This is a genomic window from Pseudomonas nitroreducens (genome assembly GCF_010994165.1).
In the GTDB taxonomy this organism is placed as follows: Bacteria; Pseudomonadota; Gammaproteobacteria; order Pseudomonadales; family Pseudomonadaceae; genus Pseudomonas; species Pseudomonas nitroreducens.
On the sequence record NZ_WMBX01000006.1, the window covers coordinates 442,176 to 458,590 of the forward strand.

A 16,415-nucleotide genomic window follows, 5' to 3' on the forward strand; every position below is an offset into this window, starting at 1 on the left:
GCCGCGCCTTCGGCCTACCGCTCGTGCCTGGCGCTCCCGGCCGGCGGCGCAGCTCGCCGACTCAAAACGGGAACGCCGCCACCGGCTGCATGACCTGCAGGGCGGTGAGAAAGCCGAGCGCATACGCGAGCGCGAGCAGCCCGAGGGCGTTGATGAGGCCGTGCAGGGTCATTGGGTCCTCCAGGGGCGTGCCGGGTATTCGGAGTCGGGGACGATGGTGAGCGTCGTCTGAGCAGGCTCTGTAGGCGCTGCTGGCGGGGCGATGGCGGGCGGTGTGGCAGGCATCTGCGCCGGCTTGGGGAAGCTTCCTGCGCACACAATGGTTTCGTGGTAGTCGCCGTAGAACAGCTCGGCCACGCATTCGGAGCGGGCCTTTACGCCGTAGCCGGACTCGCCCATCTGCCAGGAATTGAGCATCAGCCGTCGCCCTTCAGCATCGGTGATGACAAACATGTACATCTCGCGCTGCATGCCCTTCACGATGCCTTTCACGCGGGCCGCCACGGCGATCTGCCGGCCGGCGAAGGGATGCACGCTCAGGTCAGGAGGCGGCCCAGCCAGCCCAGCGCCAACAAGACCAACAGGAAGAGCGCTATTCGCAGCAGGACGCGGCCCAGGAGCCAGCCCAGCGCCTTGCCCACTGGCCGGGTGAGCAACAGCAGCAGGCTGAGCAGTTTGCTGAACAGGTTCGGAACGCAGGAGGCTGCTAGGCCAATTAACGCTGACATAGCCAACAGTGCCGGCCAGCAGTGCCAGTAGAAGAACCAACTTAGGCGACCGGAGCAGACTCTTGCCGGCTTTGGTGTCCTGGGTCTTGCCGGTGGCGGTGGACTGGTAGAGGGCGAAGGTCTGCTTTCGGATACGTTTGTATTCGATGATGGTGCCGTCAGCTGGGGGTCGGTTGAGCTGGGCGTCATGCTGGGCCTCCTTGTACCGGCCGGGGATGCCGATGACGGCGAGATTCGAATGCCGGTAGGCCATCTCGCAGGTCATGCGGATGTCGTCGCGGATGTAGCTGATGTTGGGTGTGGTCAGGACGATGTCCCAGTTGAAGTGACGGTGCCGGGTCCAGGCATCCAGCCAGCCCATGGGGCGGTCCGCTTCGTGTGCCGCCTCGGGACCGCCAGGGAAGTCGAACTTCTCCAGGTCCTTTTCGCGCCAGGACTTGGGAAACAGCAGCTGGGTTTCGTCGAAGATCAGGAACGCGCCCCGCGGTGCCCACTGAAACCACGTGCGCATCTTTTCGAGGTCGGCCAACGATTCGAGATCGAGGTTGATGATCTGCGCCGTATTGGGCAGATCGGGGAACACGGTGTAAGCGCGCTCCAGGGTGAAGCCCCGGACGTTGGTGATGATGACGCGGCCTTCCTTGAGGGCGGGGACGGCATCGTCCTGAATTGCGCCGGAGGTTTTGTAGGAGCCGTTGGGGCCGTGGTGAATCTTGATGGACACGGATCACCTCCCAATGAACGGCACGAAGCGCATGCAAAAGCGCGTGGCCAGGGCGGAGAACATGATGTTGAGCGCCTGCGGCACCCCGAGGAATTGCAGTGCGGCCGCCAGTGGGCCGGGAAGCGTGGCGTACATGGAGCGGACCAGGCTGGAGACGCCAAGGCTGTCGATCAGCTCGCGCGCCACGGTGTAGCTGATGTCGAGCAGGAACAGAAACGACTGGAGCGCGCTGTACATCGCCCACTGCGTTGCGACGACAAAGCCATCCTTGATGAAGTCGTAAATCCCTTGGCTCATGAACTCCCAGATCCACTGGAAGAACAGGACGATCTGGTCAAAGAAGCTGGATAACCATTCCATGAGACTTACTCCTTCAGAATGACGAACGCCGCCAGCACCGATGCCATGAACATCAGCGCGTAGCGCAGGTAGGAGAGTTTTTCTTCGTACTCGGTGAAGCAGAGGCTGAAGGTCTTTTTCCAGGCCACGAAGGAGCCGCACGGGAGCTTGCCGCCGCCCTCGCCGAGGTTCAGATCGAACACGCCCTTGAGCTGGTCGGCGTTGTCTTTGATCTTCTCGGAGAACTCTTTCTTGGCTGCGTCGACCTTGGCGGTCCACGTCTCCAGCGCTTCATCCCAGTTGCCTTGCTTGGGCTGCCCCAGCGATTGCTTCGGGCCGTCGCCGCCATTGGTGCCGCCATCCCCGCCACCCGTGCCTCCACCCGTGGAGCCGCCGCCGTCACCGTTGCCCGTGCCGGGGTTGGTGCCGCCGTCGCCCCCGTTGTTTCCGCCATCGCCACCACCGGTATTGCCGCCAGAGCCATCGGGGTTTTCATTGCCGCCGCCCGTAGTGGGGAAGCAAGCGGTACCCGACCACGAATAGCCAGGGGGGCATTTGTCGTCGGGGTCGATATCGGGAGGGGTGGTTTGCGCGCCCGTGCAGCCGACCGTGCCGTTCGCGGTCTTCTTGCACTCGAACTTCTTGGCGAGTTCGTCGAGGTAGTCCTGCAACTGCTGATCAGGGTTGTCCGGGTTATCCGACATGTCGTCGTTACCCACCGGATTCATATCGACGGTGCAAACGTTGTCGTTGCAGTTCTCCGGCGAGCCGGGCTCATACACGCAGCCGTCTTTGATTTCGGGGTCGAGATCGAGCACCGCACCGCCATCGGTGAAGACGAATTGCACGGCCTTGGTGTATTTGTCGCGAGTCTTGCACTCGGCGTCGGTGGGCTTGTCGACGACGCATTTGTCGACGCCCACGGTATCGTCGTAGACCTGGCCCTCGGGGCAGCTGTCACCAATTCGATCGATCAGCCACGAACTGATGTTCACCTTGCCGCTGCTGTTCCAGTAGGAGCAGTAGTACTGGGTAGGTGAACGTCTATCGAAGCCGCTTCGCTCCCCGGTGTAGTTCCCCGTAGCCTGCATGACGCCCAAGCGGGAATCGCAGGCCTCCAGCGGGCTGTTGTAAATGCTCCCGGTGCTGGTGATCTTCCATTGATAGGTGGCCGCGAATGCCACGGGAGACAGACCAGCCAAGAGCAGCATCAGCGCGGAGAGGATCAGCCGTAAATTCATGGCGGACTTTCCAAAAAAGAACCCCGCCGAAGCGGGGTCCAGGTTCGGCACATCAGTGCGAGTCAGAAGAATTCGCCGCATCGGTACCCGGTGATGAAGGCGCCGGCGAAGAACGCCCCCAACCACACCGACCAGAGCACTTACGCTTTGCGCAACATGCTGTAGATCAGTCCGGCCACAGCCAGGATGACCAGGGCACCCACCACGGCGGTGCCGATCACTTCCATCTTGTCGCCGCCATCCTTGAGGGAGGCTTCGACGGCGGCGGTGTCGATGGCCCAGGCCGGCATCGTGGTCGCGGCGGTGACGGCACCCGCGATGCAGACGTTGCGGAACGAGCGGATCGGGTTGAACTTGGCGATCTGTTGTTTCATGGCGTTCATGGTGTTTCCTCTCTACTTGGCTTTACGAAGAAGTGACGCGACCCAGCCAGTGATCAGTCCCGTCACGAAGGCTCCCAGGACACCCGCAGCACCGATGCCGAAGGCTTCCGGGGAGAACCCGCCGTTGACCAGCAGGTCGACGTAACCTGCGGCCTCGGGCGGAATGAGGTAGGCCTGTTGCCACTCGATCTGCTGGCAGCGCATCAGGCCGTCCGCCGTGGACGCCCAACTGGTGCAGACCTGAATGGCAACCACGCCTGACATGTCAGCGGGCCTCCTTGCGCGGGCGGTCGCACCAGCACCAGAACGAGCGCAGGACGAACCACCACAGGGCGAAGAAGGCGAACGCCGCCGCAACCACGGCGATTACGGAATCCAGCGGGTAGGGTTGGAGGAATTCGCGCACCGCACGCACGGCCGGCGATACCGCGCAAAGAATTGCCACGTACAGAACCCAGCCGAAGGCGAAGCGGAGCGGCGCTTTCATCTACCTACCCTCCCCGTCAGGACTTGCTGGTGTCGGAGGGTTTGTCAGCGGCGGGCTTGTCGCTGACTGGCTGCTGAGTCGGGCGCTGGGCTTGTGCTTGGGGTTGCGGCTGGCGGCTCGGTGCAGGGGTGTGCACGTCTTTGCCGGTGGCGAGTAGCTCGGTGAGCACCTGGGTGTTCTTGGTGTTGCCGAAGCGGTCCTTGGTCGGGCGGACGACGCTGGCGAACTTGCAGAGCACCGGGGAGCCTTCGAAGACGATGCCGTCGAGCAGAGTTGGCTCAATGTCGTACTGGGTGATTTCGAAGCCACGGGCATTGCCGCGAGCGCCATCCGGGATCGGCGAAATGGCCTGAACGCTGGCGTAGATTTCGCCGGAGGTTTTGGAGGTGAAGGTATCGGTCTGGATGACCCACAGTTCAACGACGCCGCCAGTGGTTGCAAACATGTTCATCTGAAGCTCCTTTGCCTTTTTCGGGCATGAGTTGGCCCGCTGCTGCAAATTGGGCGCGTTGATGGCCGTCTTTCAGCGGGTGTGGTGGTGCCTGGGTTTTGCGGTGTTGCTGGCGGTGAGTGGGGGCAACACAAAGGGCTCTGCCCTTGTCATCCCGCTCTCGCCGCCGAGGGCTCAGGAGCGCGGGGCGGTGGTGCTGCCCCTCACTCCCGAGCGGAGGCTATTCAGGGAGGGGGACGGTCAAGGGTGCGCTTCGCCCGGCGCTCCGTTTGTCCGAACGGGAAAACGCGTTCGGACAAGCCGGTGCGGCGGCCCTGGACCTGATTGGCCCATGCCGGGATGGTGTGGCGAGCGTGGTAGCGGCCAACTACAGCGCCAACCGCCAGCAAAACGAGCCAGAAGATCAGGTGCGGGATCGGGTTATAGACCATGGTTCAGCCCTCCAGCTCGAATGGCTCGCGCACGGGTACGAAGGGCGTCGGCCTGCCGCTGTCGTAGATAACGTGCCAGTACTTCGGGGGACGGCGTGCGGGTTGATGCTTCACGCAGGTAAATCCCGGCTCCACACGATAGGTACTGGAGACCAGCCTCCAGACACCGGATACCAGACTCATGGTCCCAACGACCGTGAATACCCGCGTAGGGCGGCACTGGCTGCAGCGAGTGAATCGGCTGGAGTCTTCCGGATCTGATTGAGCCCGAAGGATGCGATCCGCTTCGCATACAGAGCAGGTACAGGACGCGGGATGAGGTTGATGCAGGTACTTGCTCGGAAACATCGGCGGGCACCTCCCCTTCGAAGCTCTGTTGAAGGCGGAGGACCAGTTCGGCGTTCAGGGAGCGCAGGGAAGCTTCGGCGGCTTGCTCAACCTGGGAGCGCAGGGCAGGGGGCATGCGCAGCTTGAACTGGGAGAAGGACCGGGCGTCATTCATCGTCATAATCCCCTTGGCAGAAGATCGACTTACCCCGGTCGAGGTCGCGGCGGATTTTGTGGAGGTTGATGACGCGGCGGCGGCCGATCTTGGCGGTCGGCACGGTCTTGGTTTCGACCCAGCCACGCACCACGTCTTCCGTGATGTCCTCCAGGCCCAGCATCTGAGCGAATACCGCCTGGGAGCAGAACGGAGCGGTACGGAAGTCCGTGACCTTTTCCATCGCACCTGTGACGGTGAACCCCACTATTCCAGACTCTTCCATGTGAACCCCCTATAATCGCGGCTACCTGCACATATCGAGCAGGTGGAATATTTCCACAAGACGTGTGGAATATTACCACTCCCCGCGAAGAGTGGAATAATTCAACATCATCTTTTTAGACCAATATGGAATCAACACAGGAAAGAGTTCGCATCTTTATGTCTAAGCTGGGCCATCGTGAAGTAGGCCTAGCCACGGGCATAAAGGAAGAACGGTGCAAAACCATCCGGTACGACAAGAGGGCAAACCTCCGTACCAATGAGCTTGATCTCATTGCAGAGCACTACCCTCAGTACTCTCTATGGTTGCGCACGGGCAGGGTTGACCCAGCCAATGGGGAAATTAGCCCTGAGTACGATGAAGCTGATCGAAACTTGGCCGGACAAGACGCGGGATAGAGATAACTCAGACGGTCGCTAGGCGTTGGTTTGCCCGAAAGAAGGCCGCCAAGGAGAAGTGAGGCAGAAGCAGCCGATAATATCTATTTAGGCAAACGTAAGGTGATGAGGATGAAATAAGAGTCGCTATAACTTTCAGAATATTCTTATTGGAGCTGGATTTAATTAAAATAATTTCTAGCCAGCTCTTTATGCTTTTCATTACTCGACGATACTGGCAAAGCTGAAGAAAAATCCACATTCACCCCGCCGCGCTCCTTTAAGTCTTCAGGCTCTCGCCTCGTAAGACTAGAAGAATCTCTTTCGAATTGATCAATAAAAAACCGCCTTGCGGCCTCATAAGGCCATTAAGAAAAAATAGCTCTAACTCTCCATAACAGCGAAATTTGGAAAATAACGATACATTCTGGCAAATTTACGTGCGTCTGACTCTGGGATTGCTCCTAAGTTAAGAGCTCCATTTGATGGAAGTTGTTGCTCAAGATAACGCAGCTCTCTAATAGTGAGCTTTGGCATTTCAATTTTAATCGGAGCGCCTGCCTCCGACATAAAATCAAGCCGATCAAAACCACAGCTGTGAAAACGCTGTCGATCCTCCCCCGAGACAACCAAGCCTACTAAAGTTGTCATGCGGGCATCGTCTTGATACTCGATTTCGCAAATCAACTGGAACTCGAACTCTTCAACGTTACCGATACTTCGTGCTCCAAGAGTTCTCTCTAATTCTGCCTTGAACATACCACGAACCAAGCGACCATATGGCCAGGAGGTCAGGTCCTCGTCTGAAGCGCCTTGAGGTACACGCTCTCGCCCAAAGCGCTGTATAAAACGCTCGATAGCACCTAATGAATGCTCATCAGTAGCAGAATCCCTTTCGTACTCTGCATACTCAGGAGCTTTCATGCATTGCACCGAAACCGCAATTAAAGAACCGGACTTACACCTAGCCGCAACGGTATTAATATCTTGCAACATAGAAGGAACGAGTGGCTCATCATAATCAAGCCAAACTATAGACCGTTTAGTCCAATCTAATCGCGTCAATGCAAGCGAAGAGTCCGAATAGTCCACTCGAATTTGGAAGGGCTTATTGGCTTCAATTCGTTCCCGAGCACTGTCTACGCGCTCTATAGAAACCATATCCCTAATTCCTAACGCCCTGTGAAAAAGAGTGAAATCAGAAAACCATACCGAACCAAAACCAATGTAACTGTAGTCCTCGACCGGTTGGTAGGCGGCGAGCCTTCTTAAGACCTCAACTAGCATTTTCCTTTCTGCGTACTTCGCAGGCCGGAGTGAGTAATCAATCTTACGAAAGCTTGCACTCATTCCTTGTGCCTCTTAAGAATCAGATCAAAGGACGCCTCTCCGACTGCCTTAGCAGATGGAGCCCCGAGAGCATCTTGTAGAAACTGTACGTCTTCAAGCTTTCGAGAGTATTGAATCTTCACATACTTAGGGCCTTTCTCAATACTGCCTCGTGCGGGAGCAATAAAATCAGATTTATTTGTTATACTTTCAGGGCGGGCCGATGCAGCTTTCGAAACGTGATCTAATAAGGGGCTTTTCTCTCTAGTAAACTCATCAATATCGCTATCCAACTCGTTCAAAAAATCTATCACAGGCCGCATCATTTCCAGCATCCGATGGAAAGTCTTAATCCAAACGACACTATCTAAATCAACATCCGTCTTCGTGGTATTCCACGGGACCTTAGAAGAATCTTCGGAGTCGAAGGAGACAATCCCTCTAAATCTCGCGAATTGATTATGGAAAGCAGGCATCATCGTTCTACCCGCCTCCTCTTCAAGGACCCCCCAACCAGTTACATTCCTACGATCAGCCTCAAGAACAACCCTACCATTACATATTACATACCAGCCTGCTTCTCTTGGAGAGGACAGCCCCACTCCAACAATAATACTTACTGAAACTTTCGCCTCACCAAGGTCAAATTCGAAGGCATCTTTCCCTGGCTTTAGCTTATCCGTCATCAATAAATAGATATTTGTTGCATCTATCCTTGTCCCATTAACAAAAACCTGTAACCCCTCAGCAATGAACTGTCTATGCTTTGATTTTATCAACCCAATAATTGAGTTGGAAAAGAGAGATGTAGAAAATCGAAAAGCCACTTCGGAGCGAAGGTCAGTTACTACTATCTCCGTGCCCGGCGACTCTGTCGAAATAACTTCCGAAGAAAATTCTGACCACGGGAAAGTCCAGTTTTCTTCGTCAGACTCCCATTCAGGGACATTGACATCAATAGCCCATTCTTCTGCCTGAGTGGCCGATAAAACAGAGAAATGCTTTCCAAACTTGAATAGAGCTCGCTTCATTCCGACGCCAAATTGGCCGATTGAGTGTGAAGTTTGCTGCGCCTCTTTAGGGCGACCAAAGCGGAAGGCATAGTTCCGTGCGATATCTGTGCTAAACCCACCACAATTATCGACTATCCTGAACTCTTCTTTATCAAAGGTTATCTCAACTTTTCGCCCTTGATAGGGTGTCGCCGAAGCTGGTAACGACTGAGCTAGCCTTTTGGCTCCATCTATACAGTTATCAACCAAATCTAGAACCGCTTGTTCAAGAGGAATATCTTTCACAAGCATATCCACAAAGAATGCCTTCGTTGGATGGGCGTTTATACTGCCCTTTTTATCCAGTTCATCTGCCACTTCGCACACTCCTTGTCACCAAATCTGATGAAGCCAATATGGCATCAGTGAAGGCCCTGCTGGTCGTCTCCCGACCTACGGACAGGTGTGGCCCCTGGAGTTAGGTTAGCGCATACGAGAGCACTCACTTGCATAGTTGTTATACCTCACTCCCATCACAGTGAAGATGAGCCAACCTGGCTAACTCTAAGCCAACACCCAAACCTTCTCTCATCGGGCCGAACCACGAAGCTCCTCACCAGAGTTCGGACCTGAGTCTAGATCACGCACTACTGCTACCCCCCCCCATCGCCTCAACTCTCTAAAAGAGTTTGCAGGGCCTTATGAGCATTATTTCTAATCTGCTTCGCTTCTGAAAAATCGGTTAACACTCCGTCTTCATGGACAATCCCATTTAGACGAGCTAAATCTTTCGAGAAGACATCTAGTGACGTCTTCGTCCCCCGCCTGACATCGTCATTAAATACATCTAAATTTTTTAGAACCCATTGCACCATATTTGCAAGCGACGGTGTAAATTCACGCTTTTGCTTTTCGGTAAAAGGACGCTGCTTATTTTCTTGCTCTTCAAAAACGAAATCTTTGACCTTTTGATAATGCCTGTGCCGGAGTAAATAGTCCCGAAGTGCGGCCTCAAAAAGAACACGCAACAATATCATTGCCGTATAAGGGTGATCTTTAATGGAGATCTCCATTGCCTCTTCAAGGAAAGAAGCAATTCGAGGAGATCTAGAAACGGAGTTGATGCCAGATAGAAGCATATCCATGTTCTTCGTATGAACAGCTGGACTCCCTCCACCCCCATTGCCATTAGTACCACCGGTGGTTAGCGCCCCCTGAGCAGTACCTGTCGCAATACCAGTACCAGTACCAGTACCAGTACCAGTACCAGTACCAGTACCAGTACCTACACCGGAACTCGGCCCTTTACCTGGACCAGAGGAACCTGAATTCTGAGCAATAGACTTGGTCTTTCTCAGCTGCCTATTGCGAGTCCTATAGTCGTCAGCCAACTCTTTAAGCGAACTCAATGTTTCGATGTGGGCTTGATTATTCGAATTGATCCCAGTTTTCTTAGTATCCCAAGGTAATAGTGACGGGTCTTCGCTAACGTAATAGACCCACCCTAAAAATCCGTGATATTCATTGTGCCATGCGCTGGTAGTCCAACCAGTCATTGAGCTTTTATCGCCTACCAGAATAACTCGGTCATTGCAAACGACATACCAGCCATACTCTTGGGTTAATCCGCTAATTATAGATTTAAATTCTTTATAATCCTTGTCAACCTTCGCGATCCTGTAGTTCTCATGGAGCCCAGCTTCCAAGTAGACAGATACGCCACTCTCTGAAATCAAGCGCTTTGATCTCTTGCGCAAGAAGTCAGGATCCCGTATTTTGGGGCCGAACTCTCCGATCAGTTGGCCATTAATAGATATTGCCAGTCCCTTTCGCTGGAATATCGAATACCGAATTCTGACTTGATCCCTCACGGTATCTAGCCAGGTTTCTGATCCTAGATCTGCAATCACGTCGCGCTTTATTCTGCTTATCTCGAGCATATAAAGATTGCTGTTTGAAGTCTTCTTTCTCTTTGCTTTTATTTTTGACTTCTTTTCGACAGCTGCTCTTACATCGTCTTCAGTGAATGATAATGAAAACGCATGAGTGCCATTGTCCGTATTAAGTTCAACTGAGCTTCCAAGCTTGAATATAGCCCGGTTAAGACCAACTCCATAATGGCCAATGCCAAAGAGGTGCTTGGACTTTTTTCCTATTGTAAAAACCTTCTCTGAGAGTGTTTTTTCATCTATGCCGGAGCAGTTGTCTGAGATCACAACCCTATCAGCGGAAACATTTACTTGAATGTCATAGCCGTCGTAGGATTTTGGTAGACCAAAAGAATCCCTTTCCACAGGTGTGGAGGAAGTTAAAATCCTGGTTCGAGCAGCATCTATAGAGTTATCTATAAGATCATATATGCATTCGATCGTGCTGACATCGGCAGTTAATCCGCGAATTAAGTAGTCGGCATCCGAGCTAAAACTTACCTCTACACTATCCTTTTCCTTGGTAACTGCCATGATGTCTCCTATGCTGCAGCTTTATTTTCCAGTTTGCCGGCAATGATGCTCATTAGGTGGCGAGACATCATTGGCGAAACACTATTCCCAATCATTCTGAATGAGTGCCACATGGTCGGGTGGAATAAAAACCAATCGGGGAATCCTTGAAGCCTGGCCGCTTCTCTGACAGTTATCACCCGAGGTTCTGAAGGATGGATTGGCCTCATCGCTTGAAAGCTACCCTTATCACTACCTGTGCCAGCCCGCAAGGTAGGACAGTACCCTCCCCAGGAGAGTCTTGGATAACGACTAACTGCTTCCACTTCTCCAGGTCGTGTTTCACTAAATCTTTCAATAACCACGGGTGTATGTTTGGTATTTATTACTCCTGAAATCTTTCCGTGAACTAATTGTTCTAAGGAGATCTTTGCCCCTAAGCCTTTAGGGGGCATATTGCGCATGCTTTTAGCATAATCGGATAGATCAAGATCCGAGGATCTGTATCTCTCCCAGGAGAATGTCTTTGAATACCCACCGCCTATCCCAGAAGGTGAGGGGATGTCACTTATTGCCTCTCTTACGGTCGTTGGCTTCTTGATGAGGCTAGATATTAGTTCCTGCTCGCTGAGCAAATTCATTGAGGAGGAGTCTATTCCGATTATTACAACTCTCTTTCTGGATGTGGCCGCGCCGCAGTCAAGTGCATTAATTTTAACCGGCCCAACTACAGTGTAGTTGTTGGGGATTAGCTCAAGTGCTGCTTCGAGGGTCGCTTTGTTTTTCTCATCCAAAAGCCCCTCTACATTTTCCATTAAGAAAAATCGCGGCTTTAATAGGCGAATTTGCTTGAAATACTGTCCTAATAATGCGTTCCGTGGATCATCTGACTTGCGCAAACCTATTCGGCTGAATCCCTGACATGGTGGCCCACCGATGATCCCATCAATACGTGCGCCGTCAAGAATGCTATCCCATTCCTGCCGTCCCAGTTTTGCAAGGTCAGTATTTATGGTCTGAGTCAAAGGGAAATTTAGCTTATAAGCAGACTGAAGATCGCTATCGATATCTACGGCAGCCAAGGAGTGAAATCCAGCAAGTTCAGCCCCCAGCCCAAGGCCACCGCAACCCGAAAATAGGTCTATGACAAGAGGTTTCGAACTGATCACGGCATTTCCCCACGCAAAAATTGGGCGGAGCATGCCATGAAACGGCGTTTTTGTCGATCGCTGGAGCGAGGTCTCCGACCTCGTACATTTTTCATCAACTCCGTGGTGTTCGGCGTGTACCAACAGGCCATCCTCTGCTCCATGAGTCAAAATCCTTGCTAACTCATCGGACTAAATGAGCTTTCTGCCGTGCAGTACCGCTCCTTCATCTGATAGCTCCAATCCGAGCGATCTCTAGCAGCACGAGCAGCCCAGGCGCGACACTGCTGTCGAAAATACACCTTTGCCCCTTTGCGGCATTCCCGATACTCAACAGATCCCCAGCCTTGATTCCGACAAACGGTCCCCCCGTCAATGGCGTTGTTGACTACAGCCCATTCGGCTAAGTAGCCGCTGCCGCCATCCCAGCTCTTTATCCACTGCGAATCATGCTCCTGGGTGTGATTTTGAGTATTGCCCTGCCTGGCTATTCGCTGGTCCCTCTCGGCCTGAAACTGCGCTAGGTATTCCTGAGAAACCATGCCTTGGGGGGCAGGCACCTTCTGCGGAGTGCGGGCACTCGGTAGCTCGCCACCGTTCTGGCAACGAATCACGTTCTCATCAATGGCGTTTCCCCCGTTCAGGCAATCGCGAAGCGAGCGGCGACTGTGGGCTTCTGACTCGGTTGGGCGACGGGCGATTTCAGGAGGAGGCGCAGGAAGATCTTGAGGATCTTCGGCAATGAGGGTTCGGTCTTTGATGGGCACGGAGGCCGAGAGGCGCTCTATGTACGATCGGAGCGATGGCCAGCTCAGCGTGAGAGCAATAAAAAGTATCATGCCGACAAACAAGTGCAGGGCGCTCCAGCGGAAGGTCCTGGGCCGTTTCCTCACTTCCCCCTCTCGCTGACGCTCCCTGCTCTCGCGACGCATCCATTCGCGATCATCCAGTCCCATGGTCCTTCCCTGCGTGCATTCGTATATGGCATGTGGCCATGTCGAGGCTAGCGCGAGAAGCGAGTACCCGTAAAGACTCTAGGGTGTCTACATGAGGCTAATTGTCAGAAACCGTTGGTTGAATTTGAGTTGTTCAGCCTCTGAATGGGCCGATTGTTGGGGCCTATGAGGTCAACCGCTGTAAGCGAGCCTGGCAAAGCGCCGCTACCCAGCTCAGAGTCAACGTATGATAGGGGCTATGGCAAGTCCCAAGACGGTGCCTCAGCGGATTGCAGCCGCAAACCATTCTGCTCATCAAGCAGGAACAAGTAAGGAACGACGGATGACAAGGTTATCGCCTAATGAGCTCTTTGCTCCCCTACAGCGTGAGCACTTACTCAAGGCAGTTGAGTTGATCGACACGGGAGAGCAAAGCCGCTTTGTCGATTCAACAAAATTCGATGTCCTCTATCGCGAAAAACGATACGCCCTCAAGGAATTGGTAGCGCTCGCACTCGAAATACTCTACGGCAAAAAAATCGGCACTCGCGATTTCAAAGGAGACGAAGGTTCGGCATGCTTCAAAAAACTAGAGAGCCTTGGTCTCATTATTGTTCCTAAGATTGAGTTCCGTCAGCCGGGTACGTTGAAGAAGGTGGTCTCTGAAATTCTTCGTCTTCAGCTAAGTTACACTTCTTTTAATACTGATGATATGCTGGAGCGCGGAAATTTAGTAAGGAGTGATCTTAAAAACCTCATCCATAATAAATTCGAAATGATAGTTCCAACATTTTCCAGTGCTGGCTACTCATGTAAGGTGGAGGGCAGTGATGGTATAGGTAGGAAGTCCCGGTCGCCCTGGATTCGTATATTTTCTCCTGAGTTATCCCCCACCCCCCGGGATGGTTGGTACTTCGTGATTCATTTCTCTAGCAAGGGCGACTACTTCTACTTAACGATTAATTGTGGCTCAACATGGTTCCATGGAGACGGGAGCTTAAACCCCATCTCGGATGATGAGTTGGCAGAAAAAATTCGCTGGGCTAAAGCGCATCTTTCAAAGAGGGGGGCGGATCTTTCTAGATTTCAGGAGGAAATTGCGCTACATGGAAACTCTCTCTCGCGGCAATTCGAAAAAGCCACCCTGCTCGCAAAACGATACTCTCCGAACTTGTTTATCGAATCCGATTTTTGGTCCGATATTCGGCTGCTTTGCTCGTTCCTGATGTGTCTTTACGACGGAGAAAGACAGGGAAAGTACCCTCCAGTCGCACCGGCCGAACCATTGGAAATGATCGACATGGAGTCTGCAGTTAATCCTTTGAAAAAAGGAGTTGGGCAGGGGAGAGGTATGAGCTATCCAGAGCGAAGAGCTGTTGAGTTGCGTGCCATGGCTGTCGCAGAGGCCCAGCTTGTGTCCTGCGGCTACACCAAAATAGTAGATACGTCTGCTCATGAGCCTTATGACTTCAAAGCGAAGAAAGATGGAGGAGAGTGGTTGATTGAAGTAAAGGGATCTACGTCCAATCAAATCGATAGCTTCCTGCTCACAGCCAATGAGCTGAGCCTTCACCAAAGCAGGCAGGGCAGCACTGTGTTGATAATTGTCAGCGGTATAGAGCTGAGTCGCGAAGGCGACGAGCCCAAAGCATCCGGCGGAGTGGCAGAGCTGCACACGCCGTGGGATGTGTCTAAGTGGGATTTTTTACCTACTGCCTACGTGGCCAGGCGCCGAAAGGAAGCCTAACCCCCCCCCCCCCCCCGGTGGCTACGAGATACGCTAGGCGTGTGCTTGTAAGTCCGCGCGATGGGGCCGCCGTTCCGGAAACCTAGTTTATGACCTTCCTGGCGAGTGATTCCCCCCGTTCGATGCGTAACTCTCTGGGGTATAGAGTGGAGGGCTTAGGGGCTTCTATGTAAGGAAATGAGGAGGCACTGCGCCAAGGCGCAAGCATGTCTTTAGGTGTGCAAAACCTACCCTGAAGCCCGCATGGCTACGTTTGCATAAGCTCCCGCATTGGTGATTTCTGCACTCGAATTTTTTTGGTTTAATCTTGTAAATCATTGGGTTGTGGATGGTTTGTGCGCTGCATGGGGTGCAAGGGGTAGAGTGTTCGAATCACTCCGTCCCGACCAAATTTGAAATGGCCGGTTCAGCAATCAACCGGCCTTTTTGCATTTCTCTTCCCTCAAAAACTTCCTATATCGACCGCCAGCTCGGCGCGTCCCTCAGTGGCCAATCATCCTGCGCTGCCAGGAAGGCTGGTAGGTCTCGTCGCGCTATCCAGATTTCCCCTTGCTACTTGAGGACGCCGATGCGTTGGTCGGCCCAGATCATGAAGGCGCGCAGGGGGTTGCTGTCGGGGATGTGCTGGGAGTCGTGGAGGGTTGGGAGGACTTCGTCGCTGAGCCATTTGGCGATGTTGCGGTGTTCGGGATGCTAGTGGCGGTATAGGGCTTTGTAGGTGCCGGATTCGCTGATGACTTCCACTTCCTAGCGGAAGCCGCTGAGGTATTCCAGGATGACGGCGCGTTTCTGTTCCGGGTCCATGCGCTTGGGTAGGCGGTAGGGGCGGCGGGCGTTGATCAGGAGGGCGAAGTCGTGGGCGACGGACCAGGGTTGGCGGTCGATCAGGACTGCGCGGAGTTGGTAGGTGTGGCGTTGGAATACGACAGATATGTAAGCGTCTTGCATGGTGAAGCTCCATCTACGAGGTTGAGGAGCCGCGACGCGTCGTCGTCAAGCGAAGGGTGGCGGACCGCGCAGGGTTGACGAACCGGGAGATGGAACCGGCAGACCCGAGGGTCTCCCCGCGCGATCCGCCATAGAGCCAGTAGTGAATGCTACAGGCATGAAAGGGCCTACAGGAAACCGTCGCTCTTTCCCGCACGCGCTTTCAGCGTTTTCGCGCCATCTCATTTCCGGTCGTCAAACCAGGCCACAGGATTGACTGTGACGGGCGCAGGATGGAGGAGGGCTTTCCGGGGCGGCAACCTGCAAAGCGCGTAGGAATCTGGCAAGCGTGCTTTGAAGTGGGAGGTTCGGCAGCGCCTCCTCTATATAGGTAGAACGACTCAGCTGTATGGCTGGGGCCGCGGTGCCTGGCTTGGCGCGGCTGCAGGAAGGTGCTGCTTTCTATATAGAGGGAGAGGGGAGTGGTCCCTTTGTCATCTTTCTGCAAAAAGTCGTTGACGCTCGATTTAAACTCCCTATAATGCGCACCACTCCCAGCGACGAAGCGCTGAAAGAACTTGAAAATCAAGTACTTACAGAGGTTCGAGATTGAGAGTGGTGATCAGGCAGGTGATTCACTTGCCGCTCTTCATTAGCTGCTCCGGCAGCGAGCTGAAAAGAAGGTCGCCGAGGTGCTTGACAGCGAGTTTGATCGCTGTAGAATGCGCCTCCCGCTGATGAGAGGTTTGACTTCTCGGAAGCCCAAGCGATTGAGTAGAAAAGAAATTTTCGAAAAATAAAGCTTGACGAAAGATGAGGTTAGCGTAGAATGCGCGCCTCGGTTGAGATGAAAGCCTTAACCAACTGCTCTTTAACAAGTTGAATCAAGCAATTCGTGTGGGTGCTTGTGATGTAAGACTGATGATCGACTGATTATCAGCAACGCAAGTAACACTCGTGAATTCGAG

The 16,415-nt window shown here is 53.6% G+C and carries 16 protein-coding genes and 1 pseudogene; 1 reads left to right on the top strand and 16 read right to left on the bottom strand.

Going from position 1 to position 16,415, the window contains the following annotated elements; all coding sequences use genetic code 11:
• Positions 1-168: 168 nt before the first annotated feature.
• From GJV37_RS25900 to GJV37_RS25970, 15 genes and pseudogenes are all read right to left on the bottom strand, one after another.
• Entirely contained in the window at positions 169-1,452 is a 1,284-nt protein-coding gene (locus GJV37_RS25900) for a zonular occludens toxin domain-containing protein (protein WP_193453077.1), read from the bottom strand.
• Positions 1,453-1,455: 3 nt separating this feature from the next.
• A complete protein-coding gene (locus GJV37_RS25905; RefSeq protein ID WP_193453078.1) occupies positions 1,456-1,812 on the bottom strand; it encodes a DUF2523 family protein in 357 nt (118 codons plus the stop codon).
• A gap of 5 nt (positions 1,813-1,817) precedes the next feature.
• Positions 1,818-3,032 carry a hypothetical protein gene (locus tag GJV37_RS25910; RefSeq protein WP_193453079.1) on the bottom strand — a complete coding sequence of 405 codons (1,215 nt, stop codon included), beginning with the start codon at positions 3,030-3,032 and terminating at the stop codon, positions 1,818-1,820.
• 140 nt (positions 3,033-3,172) lie between these two features.
• Positions 3,173-3,415, bottom strand: a complete 243-nt coding sequence (locus GJV37_RS25915; RefSeq protein ID WP_193453080.1) for a major capsid protein — start codon at positions 3,413-3,415, stop codon at positions 3,173-3,175.
• 12 nt (positions 3,416-3,427) lie between these two features.
• Entirely contained in the window at positions 3,428-3,679 is a 252-nt protein-coding gene (locus tag GJV37_RS25920; protein WP_193453081.1) for a hypothetical protein, read from the bottom strand.
• A gap of 1 nt (position 3,680) precedes the next feature.
• Positions 3,681-3,902, bottom strand: coding sequence for a hypothetical protein (locus GJV37_RS25925; RefSeq protein ID WP_193453082.1), 222 nt, complete (start codon positions 3,900-3,902; stop codon positions 3,681-3,683).
• Positions 3,903-3,918: 16 nt separating this feature from the next.
• Positions 3,919-4,353, bottom strand: coding sequence for a DNA-binding protein (locus GJV37_RS25930; protein WP_193453083.1), 435 nt, complete (start codon positions 4,351-4,353; stop codon positions 3,919-3,921).
• A 434-nt stretch (positions 4,354-4,787) separates the two neighbouring features.
• Positions 4,788-5,132 carry a lysogeny maintenance protein PflM gene (gene pflM, locus GJV37_RS25935; RefSeq protein ID WP_193453095.1) on the bottom strand — a complete coding sequence of 115 codons (345 nt, stop codon included), beginning with the start codon at positions 5,130-5,132 and terminating at the stop codon, positions 4,788-4,790.
• Between the two features lie 22 nt (positions 5,133-5,154).
• A pseudogene (locus GJV37_RS29715) lies at positions 5,155-5,292 on the bottom strand (Arc family DNA-binding protein); the annotation flags it as partial.
• Positions 5,279-5,551 (bottom strand): hypothetical protein, encoded by a 273-nt coding sequence (locus tag GJV37_RS25945; RefSeq protein ID WP_045217776.1) that lies wholly within the window; start codon positions 5,549-5,551, stop codon positions 5,279-5,281. The gene GJV37_RS25945 and the pseudogene GJV37_RS29715, both read right to left, overlap by 14 nt.
• A 761-nt stretch (positions 5,552-6,312) precedes the next feature.
• Entirely contained in the window at positions 6,313-7,278 is a 966-nt protein-coding gene (locus tag GJV37_RS25950) for an O-methyltransferase (RefSeq protein ID WP_193453084.1), read from the bottom strand.
• On the bottom strand, positions 7,275-8,627 hold the full coding sequence (locus tag GJV37_RS25955; RefSeq protein ID WP_193453085.1) for an ATP-binding protein: 1,353 nt from the start codon (positions 8,625-8,627) through the stop codon (positions 7,275-7,277). The genes GJV37_RS25950 and GJV37_RS25955 overlap by 4 nt, the downstream gene beginning before the upstream one ends.
• 293 nt (positions 8,628-8,920) lie before the next feature.
• On the bottom strand, positions 8,921-10,711 hold the full coding sequence (locus GJV37_RS25960; RefSeq protein WP_193453086.1) for an ATP-binding protein: 1,791 nt from the start codon (positions 10,709-10,711) through the stop codon (positions 8,921-8,923).
• Positions 10,712-10,719: 8 nt separating this feature from the next.
• Positions 10,720-11,859, bottom strand: a complete 1,140-nt coding sequence (locus GJV37_RS25965; RefSeq protein ID WP_193453087.1) for a DNA cytosine methyltransferase — start codon at positions 11,857-11,859, stop codon at positions 10,720-10,722.
• Between the two features lie 158 nt (positions 11,860-12,017).
• Positions 12,018-12,794 (bottom strand): hypothetical protein, encoded by a 777-nt coding sequence (locus tag GJV37_RS25970; protein WP_193453088.1) that lies wholly within the window; start codon positions 12,792-12,794, stop codon positions 12,018-12,020.
• A gap of 322 nt (positions 12,795-13,116) precedes the next feature.
• Between GJV37_RS25970 and GJV37_RS25975 the strand changes: the two genes are divergently transcribed.
• Positions 13,117-14,520 carry an MrcB family domain-containing protein gene (locus GJV37_RS25975; protein WP_193453089.1) on the top strand — a complete coding sequence of 468 codons (1,404 nt, stop codon included), beginning with the start codon at positions 13,117-13,119 and terminating at the stop codon, positions 14,518-14,520.
• Positions 14,521-15,267: 747 nt separating this feature from the next.
• Here GJV37_RS25975 and GJV37_RS29600 read toward each other — a convergent pair.
• Complete coding sequence (locus tag GJV37_RS29600; protein ID WP_226046304.1) at positions 15,268-15,468, bottom strand: BRO-N domain-containing protein; 201 nt, start codon at positions 15,466-15,468, stop codon at positions 15,268-15,270.
• Between the last annotated feature and the right edge of the window lie 947 nt (positions 15,469-16,415).

Coding starts and splice junctions, on each gene's coding strand:
- GJV37_RS25950 (WP_193453084.1), bottom strand. CDS start 7,278: ATGAGTGCAAGCTTTCGTAAGATTGATTACTCACTCCGGCCTGCGAAG.
- GJV37_RS25970 (WP_193453088.1), bottom strand. CDS start 12,794: ATGGGACTGGATGATCGCGAATGGATGCGTCGCGAGAGCAGGGAGCGT.
- GJV37_RS25975 (WP_193453089.1), top strand. CDS start 13,117: ATGACAAGGTTATCGCCTAATGAGCTCTTTGCTCCCCTACAGCGTGAG.
- GJV37_RS25905 (WP_193453078.1), bottom strand. CDS start 1,812: ATGGAATGGTTATCCAGCTTCTTTGACCAGATCGTCCTGTTCTTCCAG.
- GJV37_RS25945 (WP_045217776.1), bottom strand. CDS start 5,551: ATGGAAGAGTCTGGAATAGTGGGGTTCACCGTCACAGGTGCGATGGAA.
- GJV37_RS29600 (WP_226046304.1), bottom strand. CDS start 15,468: ATGCAAGACGCTTACATATCTGTCGTATTCCAACGCCACACCTACCAA.
- GJV37_RS25960 (WP_193453086.1), bottom strand. CDS start 10,711: ATGGCAGTTACCAAGGAAAAGGATAGTGTAGAGGTAAGTTTTAGCTCG.
- pflM (WP_193453095.1), bottom strand. CDS start 5,132: ATGTTTCCGAGCAAGTACCTGCATCAACCTCATCCCGCGTCCTGTACC.
- GJV37_RS25930 (WP_193453083.1), bottom strand. CDS start 4,353: ATGAACATGTTTGCAACCACTGGCGGCGTCGTTGAACTGTGGGTCATC.
- GJV37_RS25910 (WP_193453079.1), bottom strand. CDS start 3,032: ATGAATTTACGGCTGATCCTCTCCGCGCTGATGCTGCTCTTGGCTGGT.
- GJV37_RS25915 (WP_193453080.1), bottom strand. CDS start 3,415: ATGAACGCCATGAAACAACAGATCGCCAAGTTCAACCCGATCCGCTCG.
- GJV37_RS25920 (WP_193453081.1), bottom strand. CDS start 3,679: ATGTCAGGCGTGGTTGCCATTCAGGTCTGCACCAGTTGGGCGTCCACG.
- GJV37_RS25925 (WP_193453082.1), bottom strand. CDS start 3,902: ATGAAAGCGCCGCTCCGCTTCGCCTTCGGCTGGGTTCTGTACGTGGCA.